The following is a 24,096-nucleotide window of genomic DNA, read 5'->3' as shown; positions in this document are numbered from 1 at the left end:
CCTTCAGCGGTAGGCCCTTCACCCATCAAACCACGGCCCGACGTGAAGCATTGGGCACAATCGCCCCCCATGAACAAGGCCTTCACCAAGGAAACCGACCACGACGACGAGGAGGAACTTGCCCCGTCGCCCATTCCTGCCGGCACCAAGAACTATTTGACCCCACAGGGCTACCAGCGCCTGCGCGACGAACTGCTGGCGCTGATCGACGTCGAACGCCCCAAGATCGTCGAGATCGTGCACTGGGCCGCCTCCAACGGCGACCGCTCCGAAAACGGTGACTACATCTATGGCAAAAAGCGCCTGCGCGAGATCGACCGCCGCATCCGCTTCCTGACCAAGCGCCTGGACATCGCCGAAGTGGCCGACCCTTCGGTGCACCATGGTCACGATCAGGTTTTCTTCGGCGCCACCGTCACCTACGTGAATCAGGATGATGTGGAACGCACCGTCACCATCAAGGGCATCGACGAGGTCGACAACCTGCAGGGCGAAGTCAGTTGGGTCTCACCCATTGCGCGGGCCCTGCTCAAATCACGCGTGGGTGACGAAATCCAGTTGATGACACCGGGCGGGCTGGAACAGGTCGAGGTGCTGAAGGTCAGCTACCCCGCGCCTGCTACGCCCCAGGGATGATTCGGCCCGCCTTGAGCACCACCGGGCAGCGCTTGAGCGTGCGCAGCACGTCGTTCAAGTGCTCCACATCGCGCACGGCCAAGGTCAGCTTCAACTCGGCGGTTTCGCCCAGGCGCTCGTCGCCCATCTCGATGTGGGTGATGTCGGTTTCGGCGCTGCTGATGGACTGCGCCACCTGCGCCAGCACGCCCTTGCCATTGGCCACCAACACCTGAACCGCGGTCTCGAAAGGCCGCGTGGGCTCGTCGGCCCAGCTCACGTCGATCCAGCGCTCGCTGTCGCGATCGAACAGGCGACGGCCCACGCCGCACAACTGCGTGTGCACCACGAGGCCTTCGCCACGGCCAAGGTAGCCAGCGATCGGGTCGCCCGGGATCGGGCGACAGCACGGCGCCAACTGCATCGTGGCACCTTCGCTGCCATCGATCACCACGCCGCCATGCGAGGGCGATTCGGAATCGGCAAAACGCCCCAGGGTCAGGGTCAGGGCATCGGGTTTTTCGCCAGACTCGGCCATGAGCTGCGCCAGGCGCTTGGCCACCATGTTGCTGATCTTGCGACCCAGGCCGATGTCCACGCACAAATCATCTTTGCTGCGATTGCCACCCCAGCGGATCAGGGCCTGCCACGTGGCACCGCTGGCGCCTTCGCTGGTCTCGTCCCCCGGCGGCATGGCCAGGCCCTCGGCCCGCAACGCCTGCGTCAGCAGCTTCTCGCCCAGCTCCAAAGACTCTTCCGTCTCCATGTTCTTCAGGTAGTGGCGGATCTTGGAACGGGCCCGGCCCGTGCTCACGAAATTCAGCCAGCCCGGATTGGGTCGCGCGCTGGGTGCCGTGATGATCTCGACCACGTCGCCGCTGCGCAACTCGGTGCGCAAGGCCGCCGCCTCGCCATTGATCTTGACCGCCACGCAGTGGTCGCCCACGTCGCTGTGGATGGCATAGGCGAAGTCCACCGAGGTGGCGCCGCGCGGCAGGGCCAGGATGCGCGACTTGGGCGTGAACACGTAGACCGATTCGGGGAACAGGTCGATCTTCAAATGCTCCAGGAACTCAGCCGAATCGCGCGTCTCGTGCTGGATGTCGATCAAGGACTGCAGCCACACGGCCGCCTGCTGCGGCGAAGCCTCCGCACCTGCGCCCTCTTGCGTCTTGTACATCCAGTGCGCCGCGATGCCCTTTTCGGCCACGGCATGCATGGCCTGCGATCGCAGCTGGAACTCCACCGCCGTGCCCACCGGGTTCACCAGCGTGGTGTGCAGCGACTGGTAGCCATTGGCCTTGGGGATGGCGATGTAGTCCTTGAAACGGCCCGGCAGGGGCTTGTACAACTGGTGCAGCACGCCCAGGGCGCGGTAGCAGTCCAGCAATTCGCGTGTCACGATCCGGAAGCCGAAGATGTCGCTGACCTGGGCGAAGGTCAGGTTCTTCTCGATCATCTTGTGATAGATCGAGAAAATGGTTTTCTCGCGGCCGTAGACCTCAACCACCATGTCGGCGCCACCAAAGGCCTGCTCCACTTCACGCTGAATGCGATCAACCAGATCACGCCGGTTGCCGCGCGTCTTCTTCACCGCTTTCGTCAGCACCCCATAACGCCAAGGGTTGATGTACTGGAAAGACAACTCCTGCAACTCGCGGTAAGTCTGGTTCAGGCCCAGCCGGTGCGCGATCGGCACGTAGATGTCGAGCGTTTCCTTGGCGATGCGGGTGCGCTTATGCGCCACCATGGCCGCCATCGTGCGCATGTTGTGCAGGCGGTCGGCCAGCTTGATCAGGATGACGCGCACATCGCGCGCCATGGCCAGCAGCATCTTGCGGAAAGACTCGGCCTGCGATTCTTCCTTGGTCGAGAACTGCAGCTTGTCCAGCTTGGTCAGGCCATCGACCAACTCGGCCGTGGGCGCGCCAAAGCGTTCAATCAATTCGATCTTGGTGACGCCGCAGTCTTCCATGGCGTCGTGCATCAGCGCGGCCATGATGGCCTGCGCGTCCAGCTTCCAGTCGGCGCACAGGCCGGCCACGGCAATCGGGTGGGTGATGTAAGGCTCGCCACTGGCGCGGAACTGCCCCAGGTGAGCTTCGTCGGCGAAGCGGTAGGCGTCGCGCACGCGGCGTGCGTCCGCCTCGTCCAGATAGTCGAGTTTGTGGGTCAGCGCCGCGAAAGATGCTGCGGCAGCGTCGGAAGTGGCCTGGGTCATGCAAACTACTTTAGCGCGGAACGAGCGGGCCAGACACCAAGCGTGTCAATCGCTGAAATAGAAACGGCCCACGAAGGCGGGCCGTTGCTCGTCAAGCTGGTGAAAACCAGCCGGAAAAATCTCAGGTCGGAACTTTGCGCAGCATTTCGATGCCGACTTGGCCTGCTGCGATTTCGCGCAGGGCGGTCACGCCGGGCTTGTTGCGCGATTCAATCTTGGGCGTGTGACCTTGGCTCAGCATGCGGGCACGGTAAGTCGCGGCCAGCACCAACTGGAAGCGGTTGGGAATCTTGATCAGGCAGTCTTCGACGGTGATGCGGGCCATGGTGGAACCTCTGAAAATGGGTCTGAGCAGGATCAAACCAGGTTGAGCGCGCGGAACACGACGGACTTGTTGCGACGCTGAGCCGCGTATTTTAACCTCTGCGCGTGAACAATGGCTTTTAAATCAAACAAAGCCGTTTCAAACAGGCTGTTGACCACCACGTAATCAAAGAATTGGGCCTGTTCAACCTCCACCTTGGCGTTGCTCATGCGGATTTCGATCACATCCGAGGTGTCTTCGCCCCGGCGGTGCAGGCGCTGCAAGAGCTCTTCGTAGCTGGGCGGCAGGATGAAAATCAGCACCGCGTTGGGAAAGATCTTCTTGATCTGCAGGGCGCCCTGCCAGTCAATCTCCAGCACCACATCCTCGCCGCCTTTGATGCGCTCCTCGATCGCGTGGCGCGAGGTGCCGTACAGGTTGCCATGCACCTCGGCCCACTCGAAGAAATCGCCGTGCGAAATCATTCCGCGGAACTCGGTTTCCTCGATGAACAGGTATTCGCGGCCGTCTTGCTCCTGGCCGCGTGGCGGCCGCGTCGTGTGCGAAATCGACACCAGCAAGCGCGAATCCAGCTCCAGCAAGGCCTTGACCAAGCTGGATTTGCCCGTCCCGCTGGGGGCCGACACCACGAAAAGATTGCCCGGGTAGTCCATTTCGTCACCTCCGGCGACAGCTGCTTCATTCGACACGTTATCGGCGCTCATTCGATGTTCTGAACCTGTTCACGCATTTGCTCGATCAGCACCTTCATCTCGACCGAGATCTGAGTCAACTCCAGCGCCGCCGCCTTGGAGCCCAAAGTGTTGGCCTCGCGGTGCAACTCCTGAATCAGGAAATCCAGGCGTTTGCCCACTTCGCCGCCCTTTTTCAGCAGGCGCGCGATCTCGTCCAGGTGCGCCTTCAGGCGCGTCAACTCTTCATCGACATCAATGCGCAGGGCATAGGCCGCCGCTTCGCTCAAGGCCCGTTCCTGGGCCGCCTCTTCGGTGATGCTGCCGCCCACCGCCTCCAGCGCCTCCTTGTAACGCTGCACGAAACGCTCTTGCTGGCGCTGCACGGCCTGGGGCACCAGCGGCGTCGCCTGCTCCGCCAGGGCCTTCAGCCCGTTGAGCTTCTCCACCAGGATGGCCACCAAGCGCTTGCCCTCGCGCTGGCGCGCCTCCAGCAGCCCCTCGATGCTTTGGCGGCAGGCGTCCAGCGCCACGTCTTCCAGCTTGGCGATCGGGCCGGCGGTGCGGCACCAATTCATGATTTCGTTCACGGAGAGCGGGGTGGCTTTGGGCAGCCAGTTCTGCACCATGCCCTCCAGCCGAGCCAGGCTGTGCAACTGATCGGCCTGCGGTTGCGGCCAAGCCGTTTCGACCGGCCGTTGCGGTTGCATCTTCAGTTCGATCTTGCCGCGCCGAAATGAAGCTGTCAGCAAATCACGCAAGGCAGGCTCCAAGGCCCGAAACTCGTCAGACAGCTTGAAACTCAGATCCAGGAATCGGCTGTTGACCGAGCGCAACTCGGCCCCGACCCCACCGGTTGGGGACTTGCTTGCGGTGCTCGCCGCCGAGCGTGTCGCGCTGGACGATTCCGCATCATCAGAGGCGTCGCCGCTGTGTTCCGGAACCGACGCGACCGCGCTGGCAAAGCCGGTCATGGAGTAGACTGACATAGATACTTGACACCAGACACAAAACCCGATTATGTCAAAGCAAAAACCCGCTCCGCTGCCTTCTGGCACCGTCGTGGGGGGTTACCAGGTCGTCAAGAAACTGGCTGCCGGCGGTTTCGGTGTGGTTTACCTCGCTGAAGACCCCGAACACCGGCTCGTGGCGCTCAAGGAATACCTCCCCTCCTCCCTCGCAGAACGTGCCCTGGGAGAGTTGATCCCGCGCGTCAAACCCGACAAGCAGCCCCTGTACCGTTTGGGCCTGAAAAGCTTTTTCGAAGAAGGCCGCTCTTTGGCGCAGATTTCGCACCCAAGTGTGGTGTCGGTGTTGAATTTCTTCCGCGAAAACGAAACCGTTTACATGGTGATGAATTACTTGCAAGGAGATACCTTGCAGGATTTCATCGTCACGGCGCGCGATTTGAAGCGCGACAAAGTCTTCCGCGAATCCACCATTCGCTCGCTTTTCGATGAAATGCTGCGCGGCCTGCGCATCGTCCACCAGCACAAGATGCTGCACCTGGACATCAAGCCCGCCAACGTCTTCGTCACCAACGAAAACAAGGCCGTGCTGCTCGATTTCGGTGCCGCCCGCGAAGTGCTGTCCAAAGAGGGCAATTTCATCCGCCCGATGTACACGCCCGGCTTCGCCGCCCCCGAGATGTACCGCCGCGACGGCTCGCTGGGCCCCTGGACCGACATCTACGCCATTGGCGCGTGCATTTACGCCTGCATGCAAGGGTATCCCCCCAACGATGCGCCACAACGCCTCGAAAAAGACCGTTTGAACCTGTCCTTGTCCAGGCTGCGCAACGTGTATTCAGATAACCTTCTGGAAGTGACCGAGTGGTGCATGTCGCTCGACCCGCTGGCGCGCCCGCAAAGCGTGTTTGCTCTGCAAAAAGAGCTCGCCCGCGAGACCGAGCGCCGCTACTCCAAGCTGACATTCTCCGAACGCGTCAAGCTCCAGCTTGAAAACCTCAAATCAGGTGCGAAGGCATAAGGCAGGCATGAGATTCTCCGTCTACCAGATCAGCCGCAAGGGCGGCCGTGAGAAAAACGAAGACCGCATGGGCTACTGCTACACGCGGGATTCGGGCCTGTTCGCCCTCGCCGACGGCATGGGCGGCCACCCCGAAGGCGAAGTCGCCTCGCAACTGGCCTTGCAGACCATGGCCGCGCTGTACCAGCGCGACGCCCGCCCCACCCTGACCGATCCCCTGCGCTTTCTGCAGGATGCCGTCATGGCCGGCCACCACCAGTTGCTGCGCTACGCCAGTGAAAAAGGCCTGATCGACACGCCCCGCACCACCATCGTCGCCTGCATCATGCAGGGCAACGCGGCCTACTGGGCCCACTGCGGTGATTCGCGCCTGTACTTCGTGCGCGGCGACAAGCTCATCGCCCGCACCCGCGACCATTCCTACTCCGAGTTGCAGCAAACGCTGAACTCGGTCGTGCCGCTGAACGACCGCTACAACCGCAACGTGCTGTTCACCTGCCTGGGCAGCCCCGGCAAACCGGTGGTTGACACCGCCGGCCCCTTGCTGCTGCAAGAAGGTGACCGCATCCTGCTGTGTTCCGACGGCCTGTGGGGCACGGTCGATGACGAAGTCATCACCCGCCACCTCACCACGCGCGCCATCTCCGACGCCGTGCCCGAGTTGGTCGAAGAAGCGCTGCGCAATGGCGGCCCCAAGTGCGACAACGTCACCATCATCGCCATGGAGTGGGAGTCGGCCAGCAACGATGATGTCGCTGGCGGCACTTCCACCTCGACCGACAACCTGGGCGACCAGGTTTTCGCGTCCACCATCCAGGCCAGCGTGGGCAGCGGCATGGGTCCAGGCGACAATGTCGATGCCGACGACCTGGACGAGGCTGAAATCGAACGTTCGATCCGCGAGATCAACGAGGCGATCAAGCGCTCGGCCCGGGGCGGCCAAAAACCCTGACAGCCGCTTAAGCCAGTTCAAGCGGCCGTCGTCTTCACGCCCGCTTACCTGGAGCCCCCATGGCTGCCTATCAACGCACGCAAGACCGGGCCGTGGACGCCCTGCGTCCCGTCACCATCACCCGCCGCTACACCAAGCACGCCGAAGGCTCTGTGCTGATCGCCTTTGGTGACACCAAGGTGCTATGCACCGCCTCGGTCGAAGAGCGCGTGCCGCCACACAAGCGCGGCAGTGGCGAAGGTTGGGTCACCGCCGAATACGGCATGCTGCCCCGCTCGACCCACACCCGCAATGACCGAGAAGCCGCGCGTGGCAAGCAGAATGGCCGCACGCAAGAAATCCAGCGCCTGATCGGCCGCTCGCTGCGCGCCGTGTTCGACCTCAAGCTGCTGGGCGAACGCACCATCCACCTCGACTGCGACGTCATCCAGGCCGATGGCGGCACCCGCACCGCCGCCATCACGGGCGCCTACGTGGCCGCGCACGATGCCGTCACCTGGCTGCTGGCGCACGGCAAGATCACGGCCACGCCCATCCGCGAACCGGTGGCCGCCATCAGTGTCGGCATCGTGCAAGGCACGCCCCTGCTCGACCTCGCGTACGTGGAAGACGTGGACTGCGACACCGACATGAACGTCGTCATGACTGGCGCAGGCCATTTCATCGAAGTGCAAGGCACGGCCGAAGGCGTGGCCTTCACACGAGCCGAGATGGACAGCCTGCTGGGCCTGGCCGACCAAGGCATCCAACGCTTGGTGACCTTGCAAGCCGAGGCGTTGGCCCAACCATGAAACTGATCCTGGCCTCCAACAACGGCAAGAAGCTGCGCGAGCTGCAGGCCCTGATCGGCCCGCTGGGGCTGGAGCTGGTCACGCAAGGCAGCCTGGGCATCCCAGAGGCCGAAGAGCCGCACGTCACGTTCGTGGAAAACGCCCTGGCCAAAGCGCGTCATGCGGCGCAACTGGGCCAAGGCCCCGCCATCGCGGATGACTCCGGCCTGTGCGTGCAGGCTCTGCAGGGTGCGCCCGGTGTGCGCTCGGCGCGCTACGCCTGCGACCATGGCCAGATCGAAGACACCGTCGGCCGCGAGTTGATCGACCCCGCCAACAACGCTTGGCTGCTCAAGCAGATGCAAGGCCAGGCCGACCGCCGCGCGCACTTCACTTGCCTGCTGGTCGCGGTGCGCCACGCCGAAGATCCTGAACCGCTGATCGCAGAAGGCCACTGGAACGGCCTCCTGCTGGAGGCACCGCAAGGTGAACACGGCTTCGGCTACGACCCGCTGCTGTGGCTGCCGCAGTACAAGCAGTCGGCCGCGCAATTGGCGCCCGAGGTCAAGAACACGGTCAGCCACCGCGCCCTGGCCTGCGAGCGCCTGCGCGAGTTGATGACCGCCCGCTGGGGCCTGCTGAAGTGATCACCTTGCACCGTCCCGGCGCGCTGCAAGCCTTGCCGCCCCTGTCGCTGTATGTGCACCTGCCCTGGTGCCTGAAGAAGTGCCCTTATTGCGACTTCAACTCGCATGAAATCGCCACTCCCAAAATCCCTTTGCTGCCAGCGCAGCAGGGCAACATGGCGAGTCCCAAGGCAGGCCTGTCGCCAGCGCTGGAAGCCCAGTACCTCGACGCCCTGTGCGCCGACCTGGAAGCCTCCCTGCCGCAGATCTGGGGCCGCCGCATCCACAGCATCTTCATCGGAGGCGGCACGCCCAGCTTGTTCTCGCCCGAGGGCATTGACCGACTGCTGGCCGACATCCGCGCCCGCCTGGCCTACGACCCCGACTGCGAAGTCACGCTGGAAGCCAACCCTGGCACCTTCGAGAAAGACCGATTCAAGGCCTTCCGCCAGGCTGGCGTGAATCGGCTGTCCATCGGCGTGCAAAGCTTTGACGATGCCAAGCTCAAGGCTCTGGGCCGCGTGCACAACCGCGCGCAAGCCATCGCCGCGGTCGAAGAGGCCCAAGCCTGCTTCGACACCTTCAACCTCGACCTGATGTACGCCCTGCCCGGCCAGAGCCAGGCCGACCTCGACGCCGACCTGCAGCAGGCACTGGCCTTCACGCCGCCGCATTTGTCGCTGTACCACCTGACGATGGAGCCGAACACGCGCTTCGCCACACAGCCCCCCAAGGACCTGCCGGACGATGACACCGCCTTCGACATGCTGGACCGCCTCATCGAAGCCACCGGCCTCGCAGGGCTGGAGCGTTACGAGATTTCGGCCTATGCGCGCAAAGGCCACCGCGCCATGCACAACCTGAACTACTGGCAGTTCGGCGACTACCTGGGCATCGGCGCAGGCGCGCATTCCAAGATCAGCTTCCCGGACCGCGTCGTGCGGCAAGTGCGCTGGCGCGAACCGCAGGCTTACATGACGCAGGCGTTGCAAGGCCAGGCTTGCTCGAATGAACATGAAATCAGCCTCAAGGCGCGCCCTTTCGAGTACATGCTCAACGCACTGCGCCTGAAGGACGGCTTCGAGCTGGCGCGCTTCACCGAGCGCACCGGCCTGCCGATCACCGCCATCCAGCAGGCCATGCAAGAGGCCGAGGCCAAGGGCCTGCTGGCACGAGATCTTCAGCGGGCCTGGCCCACCGAAAAAGGCTTTGACTTCCTGAGCGATCTGCAGGCCCTCTTCCTTCAGGAAGAGTGACCCGCTTCATCGCAGCAAGGCTCAGGCGGCCTTTTTCTCGTCGCGTAGTTCGCGGCGCAGGATCTTGCCCACATTGGTCTTGGGCAGATCATTGCGGAACTCGATGTACTTGGGGCGCTTGTATCCAGTGAGTTGCTCCTTGCAGAACTCGGCCACCGAGGCTTCGGTCAAGGTCGGGTCCTTGCGCACCACGAACACCTTCACCGCTTCGCCCGCCTTCTCGTCGGGCACGCCCACAGCCGCACACTCCAACACACCAGGGTGCATGCTCACGACTTGCTCCACCTCGGTCGGATACACATTGAAGCCCGACACCAGGATCATGTCCTTCTTGCGGTCCACGATCTTGGTCTGGCCGGTGGTGTCCATCACACCGATGTCGCCCGTGCGAAAGAAGCCATCGGTGGTCATGACCTTGGCGGTCTCATCAGGACGCTGCCAATAGCCGTCCATCACCTGCGGACCACGCACGCAGATCTCGCCCGGCTCGCCAAAGCCCAAGTGGTTGCCGTCGTCGTCCAGGATCGCCACCTCGGTGGAAGGCAGCGGATAGCCGATCGAGCCATTGAACTCCATGTTGTCCAGACGATTGGCGGTGGCCACCGGGGAAGTCTCGGACAGACCGTAACCCTCGACGATGGCGCACCCTGTCACCTGGGCCCATTTTTCGGCGGTGGACTTCTGGACGGCCATGCCCCCACCCATCGACACCTTCAGACCGGAGAAGTCCAGCTTGCCGAAGTCAGGGTGGTTGGCTAGCGCGTTGAACAGCGTATTCACCGCAGGGAACTGGTTGACCCGGTAGTTGCCTAGCGTCTTGATCACGCCGGGAAGGTCACGCGGGTTCGGAATCAGGATGTTCATGCTGCCCATTCGGGCCCCCATGAAGTAGCACACCGTCAACGAGAAGATGTGATACAGCGGCAAGGCACAAACGGCCACCAGCGGTTGGTTGCCCAGCTTGGCCAACTCGGGCTTGAACCAGGCTTCGTTCTGCAGGATGTTGGCTACCACATTGCGGTGCAACAGCGTCGCGCCCTTGGACACGCCAGTGGTGCCCCCTGTGTATTGCAGGAAGGCGACATCATTGGGCGTCAAGGTGGGGCGGGTGTACTTGCTTGACGCGCCTTGCGACAACACCTTCTTGAATGGCGTGACCCTGATCGGGCCCCCATTGGGCAGGCTGAAAGCCGGCACCATTTTCTTGACATGGCGCACCACGAAGTTGACCAGCGGGCCCTTCAGACCCGGCAGCATGTCGCCCATGGCGGCGAGCACCACGTGCTTGACTGGCGTGCGAGCGATGACGTCCTGCAAGGTCACCGCGAAGTTTTCCAGGATGACGATGGCCTCGGCGCCAGAGTCCTTCAACTGGTGCTCCAGCTCACGCGGCGTGTACAGCGGATTGACGTTGACCACCACATAACCAGCGCGCAACACAGCGGCGATCGCCACCACGTACTGCGGCACGTTGGGCATCATCAGCGCCACGCGTGCGCCCTTGGACAAGCCCTGCGCCTGTAACCAAGCGGCCATGGCACGCGACATCTCATCGACCTGCGCGAATGTCCAGCGCACCTCCATGAAAGCCGCCATGTCGCGGCGAGCATGCTCTCGGAATGCCTGGTCCAGCAAATCGACCAGTGAGTTGTACTCACCGGGATTGATCTCAGCAGGGACACCAGCTTCGTACTGCGCCAACCAGGGTTTGGACATTGCCATTTGCGAGCCTCTCACTTGATAAACAGGACATTTCATCGGCTTGACATCACTCAAGACGCAAGCTTGAAACACTGCATTCATTTTGCAACATAGTCAGACAAGGGTATTCCCTTGAGATGTGGCAACTTTGCACACACTGCCTGTCAGATTCGGCGCAAAGCGGTGGGAACGCCGGTGATCCACGGGGTTGGGGAAGCTGGGCCACAAGGCACAATATTCGGATGACCTCGAACGACACCACCCCACCCAGCTCGCCCAAGCGGCGCTGGCTGCTCAAGTCTGCCCTCGCTCTGGGTGCCGTCGGCGCTGCCTTGGGCGGCGCTGTTTTCTGGAATCGCGGCATCAACAATGGCGCCTTGACCGACTCCGGCAAGCAGGTGCTCAAAGCCGTGGCTCGCGCGGTCCTGGCCGACATGCTGCCCACCGACCCCGCCGCCCGTGAAGCCAAGCTCGAAGGCCAGATACTTCGACTGAACCAGGTCATCCAGACCATGCCCGCCAGCGCCCAAGGCGAACTGGCTGCACTGCTCGGCTTGCTGGTCAATGCGCCCACGCGGCTGATGGTGACGGGCTTGAGCAGTTCCTGGGCCAAGGCCAGCACCGAAGAAATCTCGGAAGCCCTGGAGAGCATGCGCATCCACAAGCTGCCCACCACGATGCTGAGTTACCACGCCGTGCGTGACCTCACCTGCATCGCCTTTTTCACGAACCCCGACAACTGGGCACTGACCGGCTACCCCGGCCCCCTCGACATATGAGCAAATTGCCTGACCCGTTCCGCGCCGGCATCGAGCGCGGCTGGAAGACCACCGATGGCGCTTTGGGCCTGCCTGAAAAAATCAACTGCGATGTCGTCATCGTTGGCACGGGCGCTGGCGCCGGCATCACCGCCGAGTTGCTGACCAAGGCCGGACTGGATGTCGTGCTGATCGAAGAAGGTCCACTCAAAACCAGCTCCGATTTCAACCAAAAAGAGTCTGAAGCCTATGCCGACCTCTACCAGGAAGGCGGCACCCGCGCCACGCTGGACAAGGGCCTCACCTTGCTGCAAGGCCGCTGCGTCGGTGGCACCACCGTGGTCAACTGGACCAGCTCATTCCGCACGCCGCCCACCACCCTGAAGTACTGGCAAGAACACTTCGGTCTGAAGGACTTCAACGTCGAAGCCCTGGCGCCCTGGTTCACGCAGGCCGAGCAACGGCTGAACATGACCGCCTGGGAAGCCGCGCCCAACGCCAACAACGAAATCCTGCGCACCGGCGCCACCAAGCTGGGCATCGCCGCCCACGTCATTCCCCGCAACGTCAAGGGCTGCTGGAACCTGGGCTCCTGCGGCATGGGTTGCCCCACCAACGCCAAGCAGTCCATGCTGGTGACCACCATCCCCGCCGCCCTCGAAGCCGGGGCGCGCCTGTTCCACCAAACCCGCGCCGAAAAATTCGAGATCGACAACGGCGAGGTCAAGTCCCTGCAGTGCGTCGGCGTGACCATCAATGGCGATCGTGTGAATGACAAGGTCATGCACATCACGGCCAAGCACTACGTGGTGTCAGGCGGTGCCATCAACTCGCCCGCCCTGCTCAAGCGCTCCAAGGCCCCCGATCCCCACGACCTGCTGGGCAAGCGCACCTTCGTGCACCCGGTGGCGTTTTCATCGGCCGTGTTCGAGCAGAAGATCGAAGGCTGGGCCGGCGCGCCTCAGTCCATCTACTCCGATCATTTCCTGTACACACAGGCCATTGACGGCCCCATCGGCTACAAGCTGGAGGCCACACCCATCCATCCCGGGCTGACCTCCAAGCTGCTGGGCGGCATGGGCGCCACCCTGGCCGAGCGCTTCAAACACTATCCCAACACCCAGATGATGCTGGCCTTGGTCCGCGATGGCTTCCACGCCGACGCCTCCGGTGGCGAAGTGTTCCTGAAGCTGGACGGCTCACCCGTCCTGCACTACCCCCTGACCGACTACGTGCTGGACGGCTTCCGCCGCGCCTTCTTGTCCATGGCCGAGATCCAGTTCGCGGCCGGCGCCAAATCCGTCCTGCCTCTGCATGAACAGGCCACGCACTACACCAGTTGGGCCGAAGCCAAGGCAGGCATCGAGAAGCTCGACATGAAGTCGCAACTGACCGGCGCTGGCAGCGCGCACATCATGGGCGGATGCCGCATGGGTGGCACCGAGCAGCAAGGTGTGGTCAAGCCGGACGGGGTGCATTGGCAGATCAAGAACCTGTCGGTGCACGATGGGTCGGTGTTCCCGACCAGCATCGGCGCCAACCCGCAGCTGTCGATCTATGGCATCGTCAACCGCATGGCCACCCAACTGGCCAAACGGCTCAGTGGCAAGGACGTGGCGCTGGTTTGATCAACCCGCCCTGCGGCTGACCAGGCTCACGCCACTTCCAGCGTGCTGGGTTCAACGACCGCCTTCGAGGCGGTCGTTTTGTTGGGGCGAACCGTTTCTTGCCCCAGGCGATAGGCCACCCAGCCCACACAGGCGGCCAGCGCCAGGTGTCGCACGGAATGGCCGCCAATGGCCTGGTGCGTCAGGTCGAACACGGCCCCATCGGTCCAGTCCACCGTTTGCGCCACGACAAAGCTGATCTGCGAGCGCATCCAGTCCTGCCTTGAAAGCAGATGCCCACTGAGCGTCCAGGCACCAGTGGCCACCAACAACACTGGCAGCATCTCCAGCCAGATCAAGGGGCGCAAATCGCCCACGCCTTCGTGGTGAAGGCTGTAAAGCCACCAGATGCCGCCGAGCAATGAAGCGATCAAGGCGGTGGCAATGGCCGCAGACTCGCCACAGCGGCGATCAATCCGCTCGGCCAGGAAAGCAAAAGCGAACAGGGAGCAAGCCGCCGACTTAGGCACCTGGTCCCAGATGAAGGCCGAATCGCTTGGCGCCAGATGGTAGAACATGCCGCCCAAGGTGGCCAGCATCTGGCACAAGAAGAACCAGCCCCAGATCCAGCGCAAGGGTTCGTTTGAGGGCAAACGGCTGACACGCCAGATGCCCCATAAGCCAATCGGGATCAGCGGCACATGGCTCAGGACATTGATGCCATTGGGCACGCCCATCCACCGGCCTTCATCCACAAAGTGGTGCATGTGAGGCACCAAACCTACCGGACCCCACGCCACCAAACCGACCATGGCCGCCAAGGCCATGGCCACCATCAAAGCAACGGTGGCACGCCGGGACAAGGTGGAAGAGACGGGGTCAACGTGAACGTGATCCATTGGAACCACTCCATTCAATGACACTCCCTGTGCCAGGCAGTTTGCGGTGTTTTACCCCGCGAGGCAATCACACTGATGGGCTCCCCTGATGGGGTGTATTGTGCCGTGCCCACCCATGAAAAAACCCCGCCGGAGCGGGGTTTTTAGCATGACAAACAAGTTGTCGAGGCAGAGCCAATTACTTGGTGCGGGTGCCCACGACTTCGATTTCAACGCGGCGATTCTTGGCACGGCCGGCGTCGGACTTGTTGTCGGCCACAGGTTGGGCTTCGCCCTTGCCTTCGGTGTAGACGCGGCTGGCTTCGAAGCCCTTGGTCGTCAGATAGGCCTTGACGGCATCAGCGCGGCGAACCGACAGCTTCTGGTTGTAGGCATCAGTCCCCTTGGAGTCGGTGTGACCCACGGCAATGATGACTTCCAGGTTCAGACCCTTGACCTTGTCGGCCAGGTCGTCCAGCTTGGCCTTGCCTTCGGGCTTGAGCACAGCCTTGTCGAAGTCGAAGAAGGCATCAGCAGCGAAGCTGACTTTTTCAGTCTGGGGCACGGGCACGGGCACCACAGCGGGCGCAGGAGCTGCTTCGGCAGCAGGGGCAGCCGCAGCCACGGGAGCGGCAGGAGGAGGAGGCACGCCATCACAACCCTGGATACCGGTTTCAGGTGTCCAGAAATTGTTACGCCAGCACAGTTCGTTGGTGCCGTTCTTCACGGGCTTGCCGTCGGACGAAACCCAGTTGTTGACATTTTGAGCTGAAGCACCCATCGAGGCCGTCATGGCGACCAAGGCGAACAGAGCCGCAACGTTATTGAGTTTGTTCATGCAGATCCTCAAAAAATAGACGCAGCGCAACGCCGCGGAAGCCCATTCGGGCAGAAATGATTGAACTCTTACCAGGGCCTTGAAGGTCAATCGCTTGACAAAAAACAAGGGATGTCCCTAGAACGAGAAAACGGTTTCGATTGTGCCATAGCCAATATTTCACTCAAGCCATCCCTTCAAAGAGAGCGAAACACGTTGCGAGATGTTGCGCTGGGACTACAAGAGCGGCCAATTACAATCCCGAAGTTACCTTCCGCCTGGATAGACGCCTCGCATGACCCAATTCGCCAAGGAAACCCTGCCCATCAGCCTCGAAGAGGAGATGCGGCGTTCGTACCTCGACTACGCCATGAGCGTGATCGTGGGCCGCGCCCTGCCCGACGCGCGAGATGGATTGAAACCCGTGCACCGTCGCGTTCTGTTCGCGATGCACGAGCTCAACAACGACTGGAACCGGCCTTATAAAAAGTCCGCCCGCATCGTGGGCGACGTGATCGGCAAGTACCACCCGCACGGCGACTCGGCGGTGTACGACACCATCGTGCGGATGGCACAAGATTTTTCGCTGCGCCACATGCTGGTCGATGGCCAGGGCAACTTCGGCTCGGTTGACGGCGACAACGCCGCCGCCATGCGGTACACCGAAATCCGCCTGTCCAAGATCGCGCACGAGTTGCTGGCCGACCTGGACAAGGAAACGGTCGACTTCGGGCCCAACTACGACGGCTCCGAAAAAGAACCGCTGGTGATGCCCACCCGCGTGCCCAACCTGCTGGTCAACGGCTCGTCGGGCATTGCCGTGGGCATGGCCACCAACATCCCGCCGCACAACCTCAACGAGGTCGTGGATGCCTGCCTTCACTTGCTGAAGAACCCGCAAGCCACCATCGACGAGCTGATGGAGATCATCCCGGCGCCCGACTTCCCGACCGCCGGCATCATCTATGGCCTGAGCGGCGTGCGCGATGGCTACCGCACCGGCCGTGGCCGCGTGGTGATGCGCGCCAAGGTTCACTTCGAAGACATCGACAAGGGCAACCGCCAGTCGATCATCGTTGACGAGATCCCCTACCAGGTCAACAAGAAGAGCCTGCTGGAGCGCATCGCCGAGCTGGTCAACGAGAAGAAGATCGAGGGCATCAGCCACATCCAGGACGAGTCCGACAAGTCCGGCATGCGGGTGGTGATTGATTTGAAGCGCGGCGAAGTGCCCGAGGTCGTGCTGAACAACCTGTACAAGCAGACGCAGTTGCAGGACACCTTCGGCATCAACATGGTCGCCCTGATCGACGGGCAACCCAAGCTGTGCAACCTGAAGGACCTGCTCGCGATCTTCCTGGAACACCGCCGCGAAGTCGTCACGCGCCGCACGGTGTTCGAGCTGCGCAAGGCGCGCGAACGCGGCCACGTGCTGGAAGGCCTGGCCGTGGCGCTGGCCAACATTGACGAGTTCATCGAGACCATCAAGACCTCGCCGACGCCACCCGTGGCCAAGGCCGCGCTGATGAGCAAGAGCTGGGATTCGTCGATGGTGCGCGACATGCTGTCACGTGCCGAGGGCAACACGCCCGGCGGCCGAGAAGCTTTCCGCCCCGAAGGTTTGCTGCCGCTTTATGGCATGCAGGCCGACGGCTTGTACCGCCTGTCCGACGATCAGGCTGGCGAAATCTTGCAGATGCGCCTGCAACGCCTGACCGGTCTGGAACAAGACAAGATCATCGGCGAGTACAAAGAGGTCATGGCTCAAATTGCCGACCTGCTGGACATCCTGGCCAAGCCCGAACGCGTGACCTTCATCATCTCGGAAGAGCTCACCCTGGTGCGCCAGGAGTTTGGTCAAACCAAGGTTGGCGCGCGCCGCAGCGTGATTGAGCACAACGCACAAGAGTTGGGCACCGAAGACCTGATCACCCCGACCGACATGGTGGTCACGCTCAGCCACACCGGCTACATCAAGAGCCAGCCGCTGGCCGAGTACCGCGCGCAAAAGCGCGGCGGCCGCGGCAAGCAGGCCACGGCCACCAAAGACGACGACTGGATCGACCAGCTCTTCATCGCCAACACGCACGACTACATGCTGTGCTTCAGCAACCGTGGCCGCGTGTATTGGTTGAAGGTCTGGGAAGTGCCGAGCGGTTCGCGCAACTCGCGCGGTCGCCCCATCGTCAACATGTTCCCGCTGCAGCCTGAAGAGAAGATCAATGTGGTGCTGCCCCTGACCGGCGAGTTCCGCAGCTTCCCTGAAGATCACTTCGTGTTCATGTCCACACGCCTGGGCACCGTCAAGAAGACCGCGCTGACCGAGTTCAGCAATCCTCGCAAGGCCGGCATCATCTCGGTGGATCTGGACGAAGGCGACATCCTGGTGGGCGCCGCCCTGACCGACGGCAAGCACGACGTGATGTTGTTCAGCGATGGCGGCAAGGCCGTGCGCTTCGACGAAGACGATGTGCGCCCAATGGGCCGCAACGCCCGTGGCGTGCGCGGCATGATGCTCGAAGAAGGCCAGAGCGTGATCGCCATGCTCGTGGCCGAGGACGAAACGCAAAGCGTATTGACCGCGTCCGAGAACGGTTATGGCAAACGCACTAGCATCGTCGAGTACACACGCCATGGCCGGGGCACGAAGGGCATGATCGCCATCCAGCAAACCGAGCGCAATGGCAAGGTGGTCGCGGCCACCCTGGTGCGCCCGGAGGACGAGATCATGCTGATCACGGACAAGGGTGTTCTGGTGCGCACCCGCGTGTCGGAGATCCGCGAACTGGGCCGCGCCACGCAAGGCGTGACCCTGATCGCGCTGGACGAAGGCGCCAAGCTGATTGGCTTGCAACGCATTGTCGAGAATGACGCCCAGGCCGATGCGGCCGAAGGCGGTGAAGATGAGACTCCGGACACCGCCGCCCCCGAAGGCGATGGGTCTGCCCAATGATCCCGCAGCTTGGCTGCCCCGAAATCAAAGGTACAACGATGAAATTCACCAAACTGGCTCTGGCAACCGCTCTGACCACCTCCCTGCTGGCTGTGCCGCTGTCGGCATCCGCCCAAAGCAAGAAGGAATTGGTTCAAAAGCTGATGGTCACGCAGCAGCCTTTGATCGACAACGCCGCACAAAACCTGGCCGAACAGCCGGCACGTCAGCTGGTTGGCGGTGCCAAGCAAGTCTTGTCGCAAGCCGTGGCACCTGAAAAGCGCGAGGCCACGGCCAAGCAGGTCGATGCAGAAATCAAGAAGTACCTGGACGGTGCCGTGCCCCTGTTCAAGGCCAGCGCCAACAAGCTGAGCGCCTCTTCCGTGGCCCCTGCCCTGGAAGAAAAGTTCAGCGAAGACGAGTTGAAGCAACTGATCACCATCCTCGACTCGGCCGTGCTGAAGAAGTACCAAGCGGCCCTGCCCGACCTGATCGGCAGCAGCTTCCTGGAAAAGGTGGTACTGGATGTTCGCCCTCAGCTTGATCCCAAGCTGCAAACCGTGCAAAACAACCTGCGCGCCATCCTGGACACGGCTTCTGGTGGCAAGCTGAGCGGTCAGGCGCCAGCCCCCGCAGCCGCGCCGGCCAAGGCCGCCAAGCCTGCGCCCAAGCCCGCCGTCAGCAAGTAAGTAAGTGAGAAGGACGCCGCCCAGGCGTTGACCGAGATGACCCGACCTTTCAATTTTTCCGCCGGTCCGGCGGCGCTGCCTGAAGAAGTCTTGCAACAGGCCGCGAGCGAGATGCTGGACTGGCATGGGTCGGGCATGAGCGTGATGGAGATGAGCCACCGGGGCAAGGAGTTCATCTCCATTGCTCAGCAGGCCGAAAGCGACCTGCGCGAGATCCTGGCCATCCCCGCCAACTACAAAGTGCTATTCATGCAGGGCGGTGCCATCGCCGAGAACGCCATCGTGCCGATGAACCTGTCATCGCGGGGGGGGCACATGGACTATGTGGTGACCGGCTCCTGGTCACTCAAGTCGCAAAAGGAAGCCCGCAAGTACGGCCAAGTGAACGTGATCGCCAGCAACGAGGCAGACGGCCACACCACCGTGCCCGATCCTGCTTCGTGGCAGCTCAGCCGCAACGCCGCCTACGTGCACGTGTGCAGCAACGAGACCATCAACGGCATCGAGTTGCACGAGCTGCCCGATTTGAAAGCCCTGGGCTGCGATGCACCACTGGTGATCGACTGCTCTTCGCACATCGCCTCGCGCCCAATCGACTGGTCGCGCGTGGGCCTGGCTTACGCCGGGGCGCAAAAGAACATCGGGCCTGCCGGCCTGACCCTGGTCATCGTTCGCGAAGACCTGCTCGGCCACGCTCTGCCGATCACGCCCTCGGCCTTTGACTACAAGATCGTGGCCGACCACGATTCGATGTACAACACCCCGCCCACCTACGCCATTTATTTGGCCGGCCTGGTGTTCCAGTGGATCAAACGCCAGCACGAAGGTGCCTTGCAAGGCCTGGACGCCATCGAGGCGCGCAACATCGCCAAGGCCGATCGCCTGTATGGCTACCTGGATGCCTCAGGCTTTTACAGCACGCACGTGGCGGTCAATGCGCGCTCGCGCATGAACGCACCGTTTTTCTTGCCCGCTGAGGCACTGTACGAGCCCTTCCTGGCCGGTGCCAAAACGCAGGGCTTGCTGCAGCTCAAGGGTCACAAGAGCGTCGGCGGCCTGCGAGCGTCCATCTACAACGCCTTGCCCTTGGCCGGTGTCGATGCCCTGGTCGCCTACCTGAAAGAGTTTGCCCAGCGCCATGGCTGATCACCCAAGCCCTGATCAACGTCCGGTTGAAGAACAACTGGGTGACTTGCGCACACGCATTGACGCGGTCGATCAGCAGTTGCTGCAGTTGCTGAATCAGCGCGCGCAACTCGCCCAGGCTGTGGGCGAGGTCAAGAAGATCGACAGCTCGCCGGTGTTCCGCCCCGACCGCGAGGCCCAGGTCATCGACAAGCTCAAGAACCTGAACCCCGGCCCCATCCAGCCCGACAGCATCGCGCCCATCTGGCGCGAGATCATGTCGGCGTGCCGCTCGCTGGAAGCGAAGTTGAAAGTGGCCTTCCTGGGCCCGATTGGCACCTTCAGTGAACAGGCCGCGCTGGACTACTTTGGCTCGTCCATCGAAGCGATGCCCTGCCCGTCCATCGACGAGGTATTCCGCGCCACCGTGGCCGGGTCGGCCGATTTTGGCGTGGTGCCGGTTGAAAACTCCACCGAAGGCGTGGTGGCCCGCTCGCTTGACTTGCTGCTGCAATCACCGGTGACCATCATTGGCGAGACCAGCTTGCTGGTCAGCCACAACCTGTTGCGCAAAGAGCCCTCGCGCACGGGCATCACCACCGTGTGCGCCCATCCTCAGGCGCTGGCCCAATGCCAGGGCTGGCTCAGCCAGAACCTGCCCGGTGCCGAGCGCCGCCCGGTGTCCAGCAATGCCGAAGGTGCGCGCCTGGCGGGTGAAGACGCCAGCATCGCCGCGCTGGCCAGCCTGCGTGCCGCGTCGAGCTATGGTCTGCACGTGCTGCAGGCGGGCGTGCAGGACGAGGCTCAAAACCGCACCCGCTTCGTCATCGTTTCCCTGCCCGAGTCGCTGCCCGCCAGCGCGCCCACGGGGCATGACTGCACCAGCCTGATCGTGTCGGTGGACAACCGCCCGGGCGCCGTGCATGACATGCTGGTGCCTTTGAAGCGCCACGGTGTGTCGATGACCCGTTTCGAATCCCGCCCGGCCCGCTCGGGCCAGTGGGAGTATGTTTTCTACATGGACTTGGCTGGCCACCCGGCCCAAGACAACGTTGCTGCGGCGATGAGCGAATTGCGCGCGCAATGTTCGTTCTTCAAGGTGCTGGGCACCTACCCGCTCGACGTGCACTGAGACCATGACGATGTTCAATCAACTGGGACTGATCGGATGCGGCCTGATGGGCGGTTCGTTCGCGCTCGCCTTGAAAAAGGCGGGCCTGGTCAAGCGTGTGGTTGGCTACAGCAAGTCGCCCTCCACCGTCGAAAAAGCACGCCGCCTGGGCGTGATCGACGTCGCCGCTGAATCGGCCCTGCTGGCGGTGGCCGGCTCCGACATCGTGCTGATCGCCGTGCCCGTGGCGGCCAGCGAAAGCACCTTCAAGGCCATCCGTCACCTGGTGGATCCGGGTGTGTTGTTCATGGACGTGGGCAGCACCAAACGCGACGTGGTGGATGCGGCCCGCCGCGTGCTGAAAGAGCGCCTGCCTTCGTTCGTGCCCGCGCACCCCATTGCAGGCCGTGAAGTCGCGGGCATTGAGCACTCGGACGCCTCGCTTTACCAAGGCCGCAAGGTCATCCTGACACCGCTGGCCCAGACCGACCCCGTCTTGCTGCAAAAGGCCACCGATGTGTGGTCCGCCGTGGGTTGCCAGGTGCTCAAGATGACCCCGGAGAACCATGACGCGGCCTTTGCGGCCGTCAGCCACCTGCCTCACCTGCTGGCCTTTGCCTACCTGAATGCCATGGCCGAGCAACCCTCGGGCCGCGAGTTCCTGTCTTTGGCGGGCCCGGGCTTTCGGGACTTCACCCGCATCGCCGCCAGCGACCCCACCATCTGGCGCGACATCCTGCTGTCCAACCGCGAGGAAGTGCTCCGCCAGTCCATGGCTTTCCGCGCTGCTCTGGACGCCATGGAGCACGAGATGCGCAACTGGAACGGCTCTGCGCTGGAGGGTCAGATCCAGTCGGCCTCCGACGCCCGCAGCCAGTGGACCCTGCAAAGCTCACCCGGCCGAAGTGGCCCGCAGACGCAGCGTTGAATGAGCGCTGGCTGACTTTCCCCCTCCATGTACACCACCGAATTTCTTGACCTTCCTCCCCTGCTGGGCATCAGTGGCGCCGTGCGCCTTCCGGGCTCCAAAAGCATCTCCAACCGTGTGCTGTTGCTGGCGGGCCTGAGCGAAGGCACCACGGTCGTCCACGATTTGCTGGCCTCAGATGACACCCGCGTCATGCTGGACGCATTGCGCCTGCTGGGCTGCGAACTGGAGCAATCCGGCGACACGGTGCGCATCAAAGGTCTGGCAGGGCGCCTGTCGGTGCTCAACGCCGACCTGTTCATGGGCAATGCCGGCACGGCCATCCGCCCTCTGACCGCAGTCCTCGCCCTGCTGTCTGCCGGCCACGGCGGCACCTACACCCTCAGCGGCGTGCCGCGCATGCACGAGCGCCCGATCGGTGACCTGGTCAACGCGCTTCGGCCCTTGGGCTGCCACATCGAGTGCCTGGGCCAAGAAGGCTACCCACCCCTGCGCGTGGCCGGTGGGCGCTTGAACCTGGGTCAAGCCATCCGCGTGCGCGGCGATGTGTCCAGCCAATTTTTGACCGCCTTGCTGCTGGCCTTGCCGCTGGTGTCGCAGCAGCAAGACCTGACCATTGAGGTCGAGGGCGATCTCATCTCCAAGCCTTACATCGAGATCACGCTGAACCTCTTGGCGCGCTTTGGCATCCAGGTGCAGCGGCAAGGTTGGGAGCGTTTCATCATCCCGCAGGGCAGCCGCTACCAGTCGCCTGGCGAGATCCACGTCGAAGCCGACGCCTCGTCGGCGTCCTACTTCATCGCGGCGGGCGCGCTGGCGGCGACCGACGAACCGCTGCGCATCGAAGGCGTGGGCGCAGACTCCATCCAGGGTGACATCCGCTTCGTCGAGGCCGCGCAGGCCATGGGCGCCCAGATCACCAGCGGCCCCAACTGGCTGGAAGTGGGCCGGGGCGCCTGGCCGCTCAAAGCCATCGACCTGGACTGCAACCACATCCCCGACGCGGCCATGACCCTGGCCGTGATGGCCCTGTACGCCCACGGCACGACCCGCCTGCGCAACATCGCCAGCTGGCGCGTGAAGGAAACCGACCGCATCTCGGCGATGGCGATCGAATTGCGCAAACTGGGCGCCACCGTGGTCGAAGGGGAAGACTTCATCGAGGTGACGCCGCCCACCGCCTGGCAGCACGCCAGCATCCACACCTACGACGACCACCGCATGGCGATGTGCTTTTCGCTGGCGGCGCTCAACCCGCTGGCCCCTACCGCCACGCCTGGTCGGCCCATTTCCGTGCGGATCGAAGACCCCCGCTGTGTGGGCAAAACCTTCCCGGATTATTTCGAAGCGCTGTTCCAGGTCGCCGACACCCACCCCGCCCTCATCCCCGTCATCACGGTCGATGGCCCCTCCGCCTCGGGCAAGGGCACGTTGGCCAGCAACTTGGCCAGCCGCCTGGGCTATCAGTTCCTGGATTCCGGCTCGCTCTACCGCGTCACTGGGCTGATGGTGGTTGAAAAAGGCATTGACCCTGATGACCAAGAGGCCGTGACCAAGATTGCGCGCCAGATCGGCACCCACATTCCCCTGCATTTCGAACAGCACAATGTGTGGCTGAATGGCAAAGAAGTGAGTGAAGACTTGCGCCAGGAAGCCTCTGGGCAAATGGCCTCGCGCATTTCCGCCATCCCGGGCGTGCGCCAGGCTTTGGTCGATTTGCAGCACAGTTTCAGGGCCCTGCCCGGCTTGGTGGCCGATGGCCGCGACATGGGCACCGTGATCTTTCCCGATGCCGCGCTCAAGGTGTTTTTGACGGCCAGCGTCATAGAACGGGCCGAGCGCCGGCATAAGCAATTGATTTCAAAGGGGTTTTCTGCTAACCTTGACGAGATATGCGCGGACCTGGAGTCGCGCGACCTGCGGGATCGCACCCGCGCCGTGTCGCCCCTCGTTCCTGCACCAGATGCCCGAAAACTCGACAACTCCGCACTGACCAGCGACCAATCGGCCGAAACAGTGTTGGGATGGTGGGTCGACGGGTGGCCTCACATCAAAGCCAATGTTGTCAATGAAGTGAAGCCTATTTAAGGCTGTGACACTCAGCCTTCGCCGCCCGGTGAAGGTT

At 62.8% G+C, this 24,096-nt stretch carries 21 protein-coding genes; 14 read left to right on the top strand and 7 right to left on the bottom strand.

The window, feature by feature from the left end; translation table 11 throughout:
• Positions 1 to 69: 69 nt before the first annotated feature.
• Positions 70 to 636, top strand: a complete 567-nt coding sequence (greB, locus tag PSV38_RS09470; protein ID WP_300546856.1) for a transcription elongation factor GreB — start codon at positions 70 to 72, stop codon at positions 634 to 636.
• Here greB and PSV38_RS09465 read toward each other — a convergent pair.
• From PSV38_RS09465 to PSV38_RS09450, 4 genes are all read right to left on the bottom strand, one after another.
• Positions 620 to 2,836 (bottom strand): bifunctional (p)ppGpp synthetase/guanosine-3',5'-bis(diphosphate) 3'-pyrophosphohydrolase, encoded by a 2,217-nt coding sequence (locus PSV38_RS09465; protein ID WP_300546855.1) that lies wholly within the window; start codon positions 2,834 to 2,836, stop codon positions 620 to 622. The genes greB and PSV38_RS09465 overlap by 17 nt on opposite strands.
• Positions 2,837 to 2,957: 121 nt before the next feature.
• Positions 2,958 to 3,161, bottom strand: coding sequence for a DNA-directed RNA polymerase subunit omega (gene rpoZ, locus PSV38_RS09460; protein ID WP_300546853.1), 204 nt, complete (start codon positions 3,159 to 3,161; stop codon positions 2,958 to 2,960).
• A 32-nt stretch (positions 3,162 to 3,193) separates the two neighbouring features.
• Positions 3,194 to 3,814 (bottom strand): guanylate kinase, encoded by a 621-nt coding sequence (gmk, locus tag PSV38_RS09455; RefSeq protein ID WP_300546943.1) that lies wholly within the window; start codon positions 3,812 to 3,814, stop codon positions 3,194 to 3,196.
• A 47-nt stretch (positions 3,815 to 3,861) separates the two neighbouring features.
• The gene (locus PSV38_RS09450; RefSeq protein WP_300546851.1) at positions 3,862 to 4,821 is read right to left on the bottom strand and encodes a YicC/YloC family endoribonuclease; all 960 of its coding nucleotides are present in this window, start codon (positions 4,819 to 4,821) and stop codon (positions 3,862 to 3,864) included.
• Positions 4,822 to 4,852: 31 nt separating this feature from the next.
• Here PSV38_RS09450 and PSV38_RS09445 point away from each other — a divergent pair, with 31 nt between their 5' ends.
• The 5 genes from PSV38_RS09445 to hemW are packed head-to-tail and all read left to right on the top strand — an operon-like array spanning position 4,853 to position 9,425.
• Positions 4,853 to 5,821 carry a serine/threonine-protein kinase gene (locus PSV38_RS09445; protein WP_300546849.1) on the top strand — a complete coding sequence of 323 codons (969 nt, stop codon included), beginning with the start codon at positions 4,853 to 4,855 and terminating at the stop codon, positions 5,819 to 5,821.
• A gap of 7 nt (positions 5,822 to 5,828) precedes the next feature.
• On the top strand, positions 5,829 to 6,773 hold the full coding sequence (locus PSV38_RS09440; RefSeq protein WP_300546847.1) for a PP2C family serine/threonine-protein phosphatase: 945 nt from the start codon (positions 5,829 to 5,831) through the stop codon (positions 6,771 to 6,773).
• A 59-nt stretch (positions 6,774 to 6,832) separates the two neighbouring features.
• Positions 6,833 to 7,564: a ribonuclease PH gene (gene rph, locus PSV38_RS09435; RefSeq protein WP_300546845.1), complete on the top strand. Its 732-nt coding sequence runs from the start codon at positions 6,833 to 6,835 to the stop codon at positions 7,562 to 7,564.
• On the top strand, positions 7,561 to 8,190 hold the full coding sequence (gene rdgB / locus PSV38_RS09430) for an RdgB/HAM1 family non-canonical purine NTP pyrophosphatase (protein ID WP_300546843.1): 630 nt from the start codon (positions 7,561 to 7,563) through the stop codon (positions 8,188 to 8,190). Before rph ends, rdgB begins: the two co-directional genes overlap by 4 nt.
• A 5-nt stretch (positions 8,191 to 8,195) precedes the next feature.
• A complete protein-coding gene (gene hemW / locus PSV38_RS09425) occupies positions 8,196 to 9,425 on the top strand; it encodes a radical SAM family heme chaperone HemW (protein WP_300546842.1) in 1,230 nt (409 codons plus the stop codon).
• 21 nt (positions 9,426 to 9,446) lie between these two features.
• On the opposite strand, the gene PSV38_RS09420 is transcribed toward hemW, so the two are convergent.
• Complete coding sequence (locus tag PSV38_RS09420) at positions 9,447 to 11,141, bottom strand: long-chain-fatty-acid--CoA ligase (RefSeq protein ID WP_300546941.1); 1,695 nt, start codon at positions 11,139 to 11,141, stop codon at positions 9,447 to 9,449.
• Between the two features lie 227 nt (positions 11,142 to 11,368).
• On the opposite strand from PSV38_RS09420, the gene PSV38_RS09415 reads away from it, so the two are divergent.
• Both PSV38_RS09415 and PSV38_RS09410 read left to right on the top strand, forming a co-directional pair.
• Positions 11,369 to 11,905 (top strand): hypothetical protein, encoded by a 537-nt coding sequence (locus PSV38_RS09415; RefSeq protein WP_300546840.1) that lies wholly within the window; start codon positions 11,369 to 11,371, stop codon positions 11,903 to 11,905.
• A complete protein-coding gene (locus PSV38_RS09410; RefSeq protein WP_300546838.1) occupies positions 11,902 to 13,512 on the top strand; it encodes a GMC family oxidoreductase in 1,611 nt (536 codons plus the stop codon). The genes PSV38_RS09415 and PSV38_RS09410 overlap by 4 nt, the downstream gene beginning before the upstream one ends.
• A 26-nt stretch (positions 13,513 to 13,538) precedes the next feature.
• On the opposite strand, the gene PSV38_RS09405 is transcribed toward PSV38_RS09410, so the two are convergent.
• Both PSV38_RS09405 and ompA read right to left on the bottom strand, forming a co-directional pair.
• On the bottom strand, positions 13,539 to 14,390 hold the full coding sequence (locus PSV38_RS09405) for a hypothetical protein (protein WP_300546837.1): 852 nt from the start codon (positions 14,388 to 14,390) through the stop codon (positions 13,539 to 13,541).
• 178 nt (positions 14,391 to 14,568) lie between these two features.
• On the bottom strand, positions 14,569 to 15,207 hold the full coding sequence (gene ompA, locus PSV38_RS09400; RefSeq protein WP_300546836.1) for an outer membrane protein OmpA: 639 nt from the start codon (positions 15,205 to 15,207) through the stop codon (positions 14,569 to 14,571).
• A gap of 274 nt (positions 15,208 to 15,481) precedes the next feature.
• On the opposite strand from ompA, the gene gyrA reads away from it, so the two are divergent.
• Genes gyrA through PSV38_RS09370 form a run of 6 tightly spaced genes read left to right on the top strand, consistent with a single transcriptional unit; the run spans position 15,482 to position 24,059 of the window.
• Complete coding sequence (gene gyrA, locus PSV38_RS09395) at positions 15,482 to 18,139, top strand: DNA gyrase subunit A (protein WP_300546834.1); 2,658 nt, start codon at positions 15,482 to 15,484, stop codon at positions 18,137 to 18,139.
• Between the two features lie 38 nt (positions 18,140 to 18,177).
• On the top strand, positions 18,178 to 18,807 hold the full coding sequence (locus PSV38_RS09390) for a hypothetical protein (RefSeq protein WP_300546832.1): 630 nt from the start codon (positions 18,178 to 18,180) through the stop codon (positions 18,805 to 18,807).
• 36 nt (positions 18,808 to 18,843) lie between these two features.
• The gene (gene serC, locus PSV38_RS09385) at positions 18,844 to 19,953 is read left to right on the top strand and encodes a 3-phosphoserine/phosphohydroxythreonine transaminase (RefSeq protein ID WP_300546831.1); all 1,110 of its coding nucleotides are present in this window, start codon (positions 18,844 to 18,846) and stop codon (positions 19,951 to 19,953) included.
• The gene (pheA, locus tag PSV38_RS09380; RefSeq protein ID WP_300546829.1) at positions 19,946 to 21,064 is read left to right on the top strand and encodes a prephenate dehydratase; all 1,119 of its coding nucleotides are present in this window, start codon (positions 19,946 to 19,948) and stop codon (positions 21,062 to 21,064) included. The genes serC and pheA overlap by 8 nt, the downstream gene beginning before the upstream one ends.
• 10 nt (positions 21,065 to 21,074) lie before the next feature.
• Entirely contained in the window at positions 21,075 to 21,971 is an 897-nt protein-coding gene (locus PSV38_RS09375) for a prephenate dehydrogenase/arogenate dehydrogenase family protein (RefSeq protein ID WP_300546939.1), read from the top strand.
• 27 nt (positions 21,972 to 21,998) lie between these two features.
• On the top strand, positions 21,999 to 24,059 hold the full coding sequence (locus PSV38_RS09370) for a bifunctional 3-phosphoshikimate 1-carboxyvinyltransferase/cytidylate kinase (protein WP_300546827.1): 2,061 nt from the start codon (positions 21,999 to 22,001) through the stop codon (positions 24,057 to 24,059).
• Positions 24,060 to 24,096: the final 37 nt, after the last annotated feature.

Source organism: Aquabacterium sp. (genome assembly GCF_029946005.1).
Classification (GTDB): Bacteria; Pseudomonadota; Gammaproteobacteria; order Burkholderiales; family Burkholderiaceae_C; genus Aquabacterium.
The sequence above is the reverse complement of the archived record's forward strand: the minus strand, read 5'-3'. Positions and strand labels throughout refer to the sequence as shown.

Bases quoted from the DNA above. Each gene is read 5' to 3' on its own strand.
- PSV38_RS09410 (WP_300546838.1), top strand. From the start codon at position 11,902: ATGAGCAAATTGCCTGACCCGTTCCGCGCCGGCATCGAGCGCGGCTGG.
- ompA (WP_300546836.1), bottom strand. From the start codon at position 15,207: ATGAACAAACTCAATAACGTTGCGGCTCTGTTCGCCTTGGTCGCCATG.
- gyrA (WP_300546834.1), top strand. From the start codon at position 15,482: ATGACCCAATTCGCCAAGGAAACCCTGCCCATCAGCCTCGAAGAGGAG.
- rpoZ (WP_300546853.1), bottom strand. From the start codon at position 3,161: ATGGCCCGCATCACCGTCGAAGACTGCCTGATCAAGATTCCCAACCGC.
- PSV38_RS09420 (WP_300546941.1), bottom strand. From the start codon at position 11,141: ATGTCCAAACCCTGGTTGGCGCAGTACGAAGCTGGTGTCCCTGCTGAG.
- PSV38_RS09415 (WP_300546840.1), top strand. From the start codon at position 11,369: ATGACCTCGAACGACACCACCCCACCCAGCTCGCCCAAGCGGCGCTGG.
- PSV38_RS09440 (WP_300546847.1), top strand. From the start codon at position 5,829: ATGAGATTCTCCGTCTACCAGATCAGCCGCAAGGGCGGCCGTGAGAAA.
- PSV38_RS09370 (WP_300546827.1), top strand. From the start codon at position 21,999: ATGTACACCACCGAATTTCTTGACCTTCCTCCCCTGCTGGGCATCAGT.
- PSV38_RS09390 (WP_300546832.1), top strand. From the start codon at position 18,178: ATGAAATTCACCAAACTGGCTCTGGCAACCGCTCTGACCACCTCCCTG.
- PSV38_RS09445 (WP_300546849.1), top strand. From the start codon at position 4,853: ATGTCAAAGCAAAAACCCGCTCCGCTGCCTTCTGGCACCGTCGTGGGG.
- PSV38_RS09375 (WP_300546939.1), top strand. From the start codon at position 21,075: ATGTTCAATCAACTGGGACTGATCGGATGCGGCCTGATGGGCGGTTCG.
- serC (WP_300546831.1), top strand. From the start codon at position 18,844: ATGACCCGACCTTTCAATTTTTCCGCCGGTCCGGCGGCGCTGCCTGAA.
- PSV38_RS09465 (WP_300546855.1), bottom strand. From the start codon at position 2,836: ATGACCCAGGCCACTTCCGACGCTGCCGCAGCATCTTTCGCGGCGCTG.
- pheA (WP_300546829.1), top strand. From the start codon at position 19,946: ATGGCTGATCACCCAAGCCCTGATCAACGTCCGGTTGAAGAACAACTG.
- PSV38_RS09405 (WP_300546837.1), bottom strand. From the start codon at position 14,390: ATGGATCACGTTCACGTTGACCCCGTCTCTTCCACCTTGTCCCGGCGT.
- rph (WP_300546845.1), top strand. From the start codon at position 6,833: ATGGCTGCCTATCAACGCACGCAAGACCGGGCCGTGGACGCCCTGCGT.
- greB (WP_300546856.1), top strand. From the start codon at position 70: ATGAACAAGGCCTTCACCAAGGAAACCGACCACGACGACGAGGAGGAA.
- PSV38_RS09450 (WP_300546851.1), bottom strand. From the start codon at position 4,821: ATGTCAGTCTACTCCATGACCGGCTTTGCCAGCGCGGTCGCGTCGGTT.
- gmk (WP_300546943.1), bottom strand. From the start codon at position 3,814: ATGGACTACCCGGGCAATCTTTTCGTGGTGTCGGCCCCCAGCGGGACG.
- rdgB (WP_300546843.1), top strand. From the start codon at position 7,561: ATGAAACTGATCCTGGCCTCCAACAACGGCAAGAAGCTGCGCGAGCTG.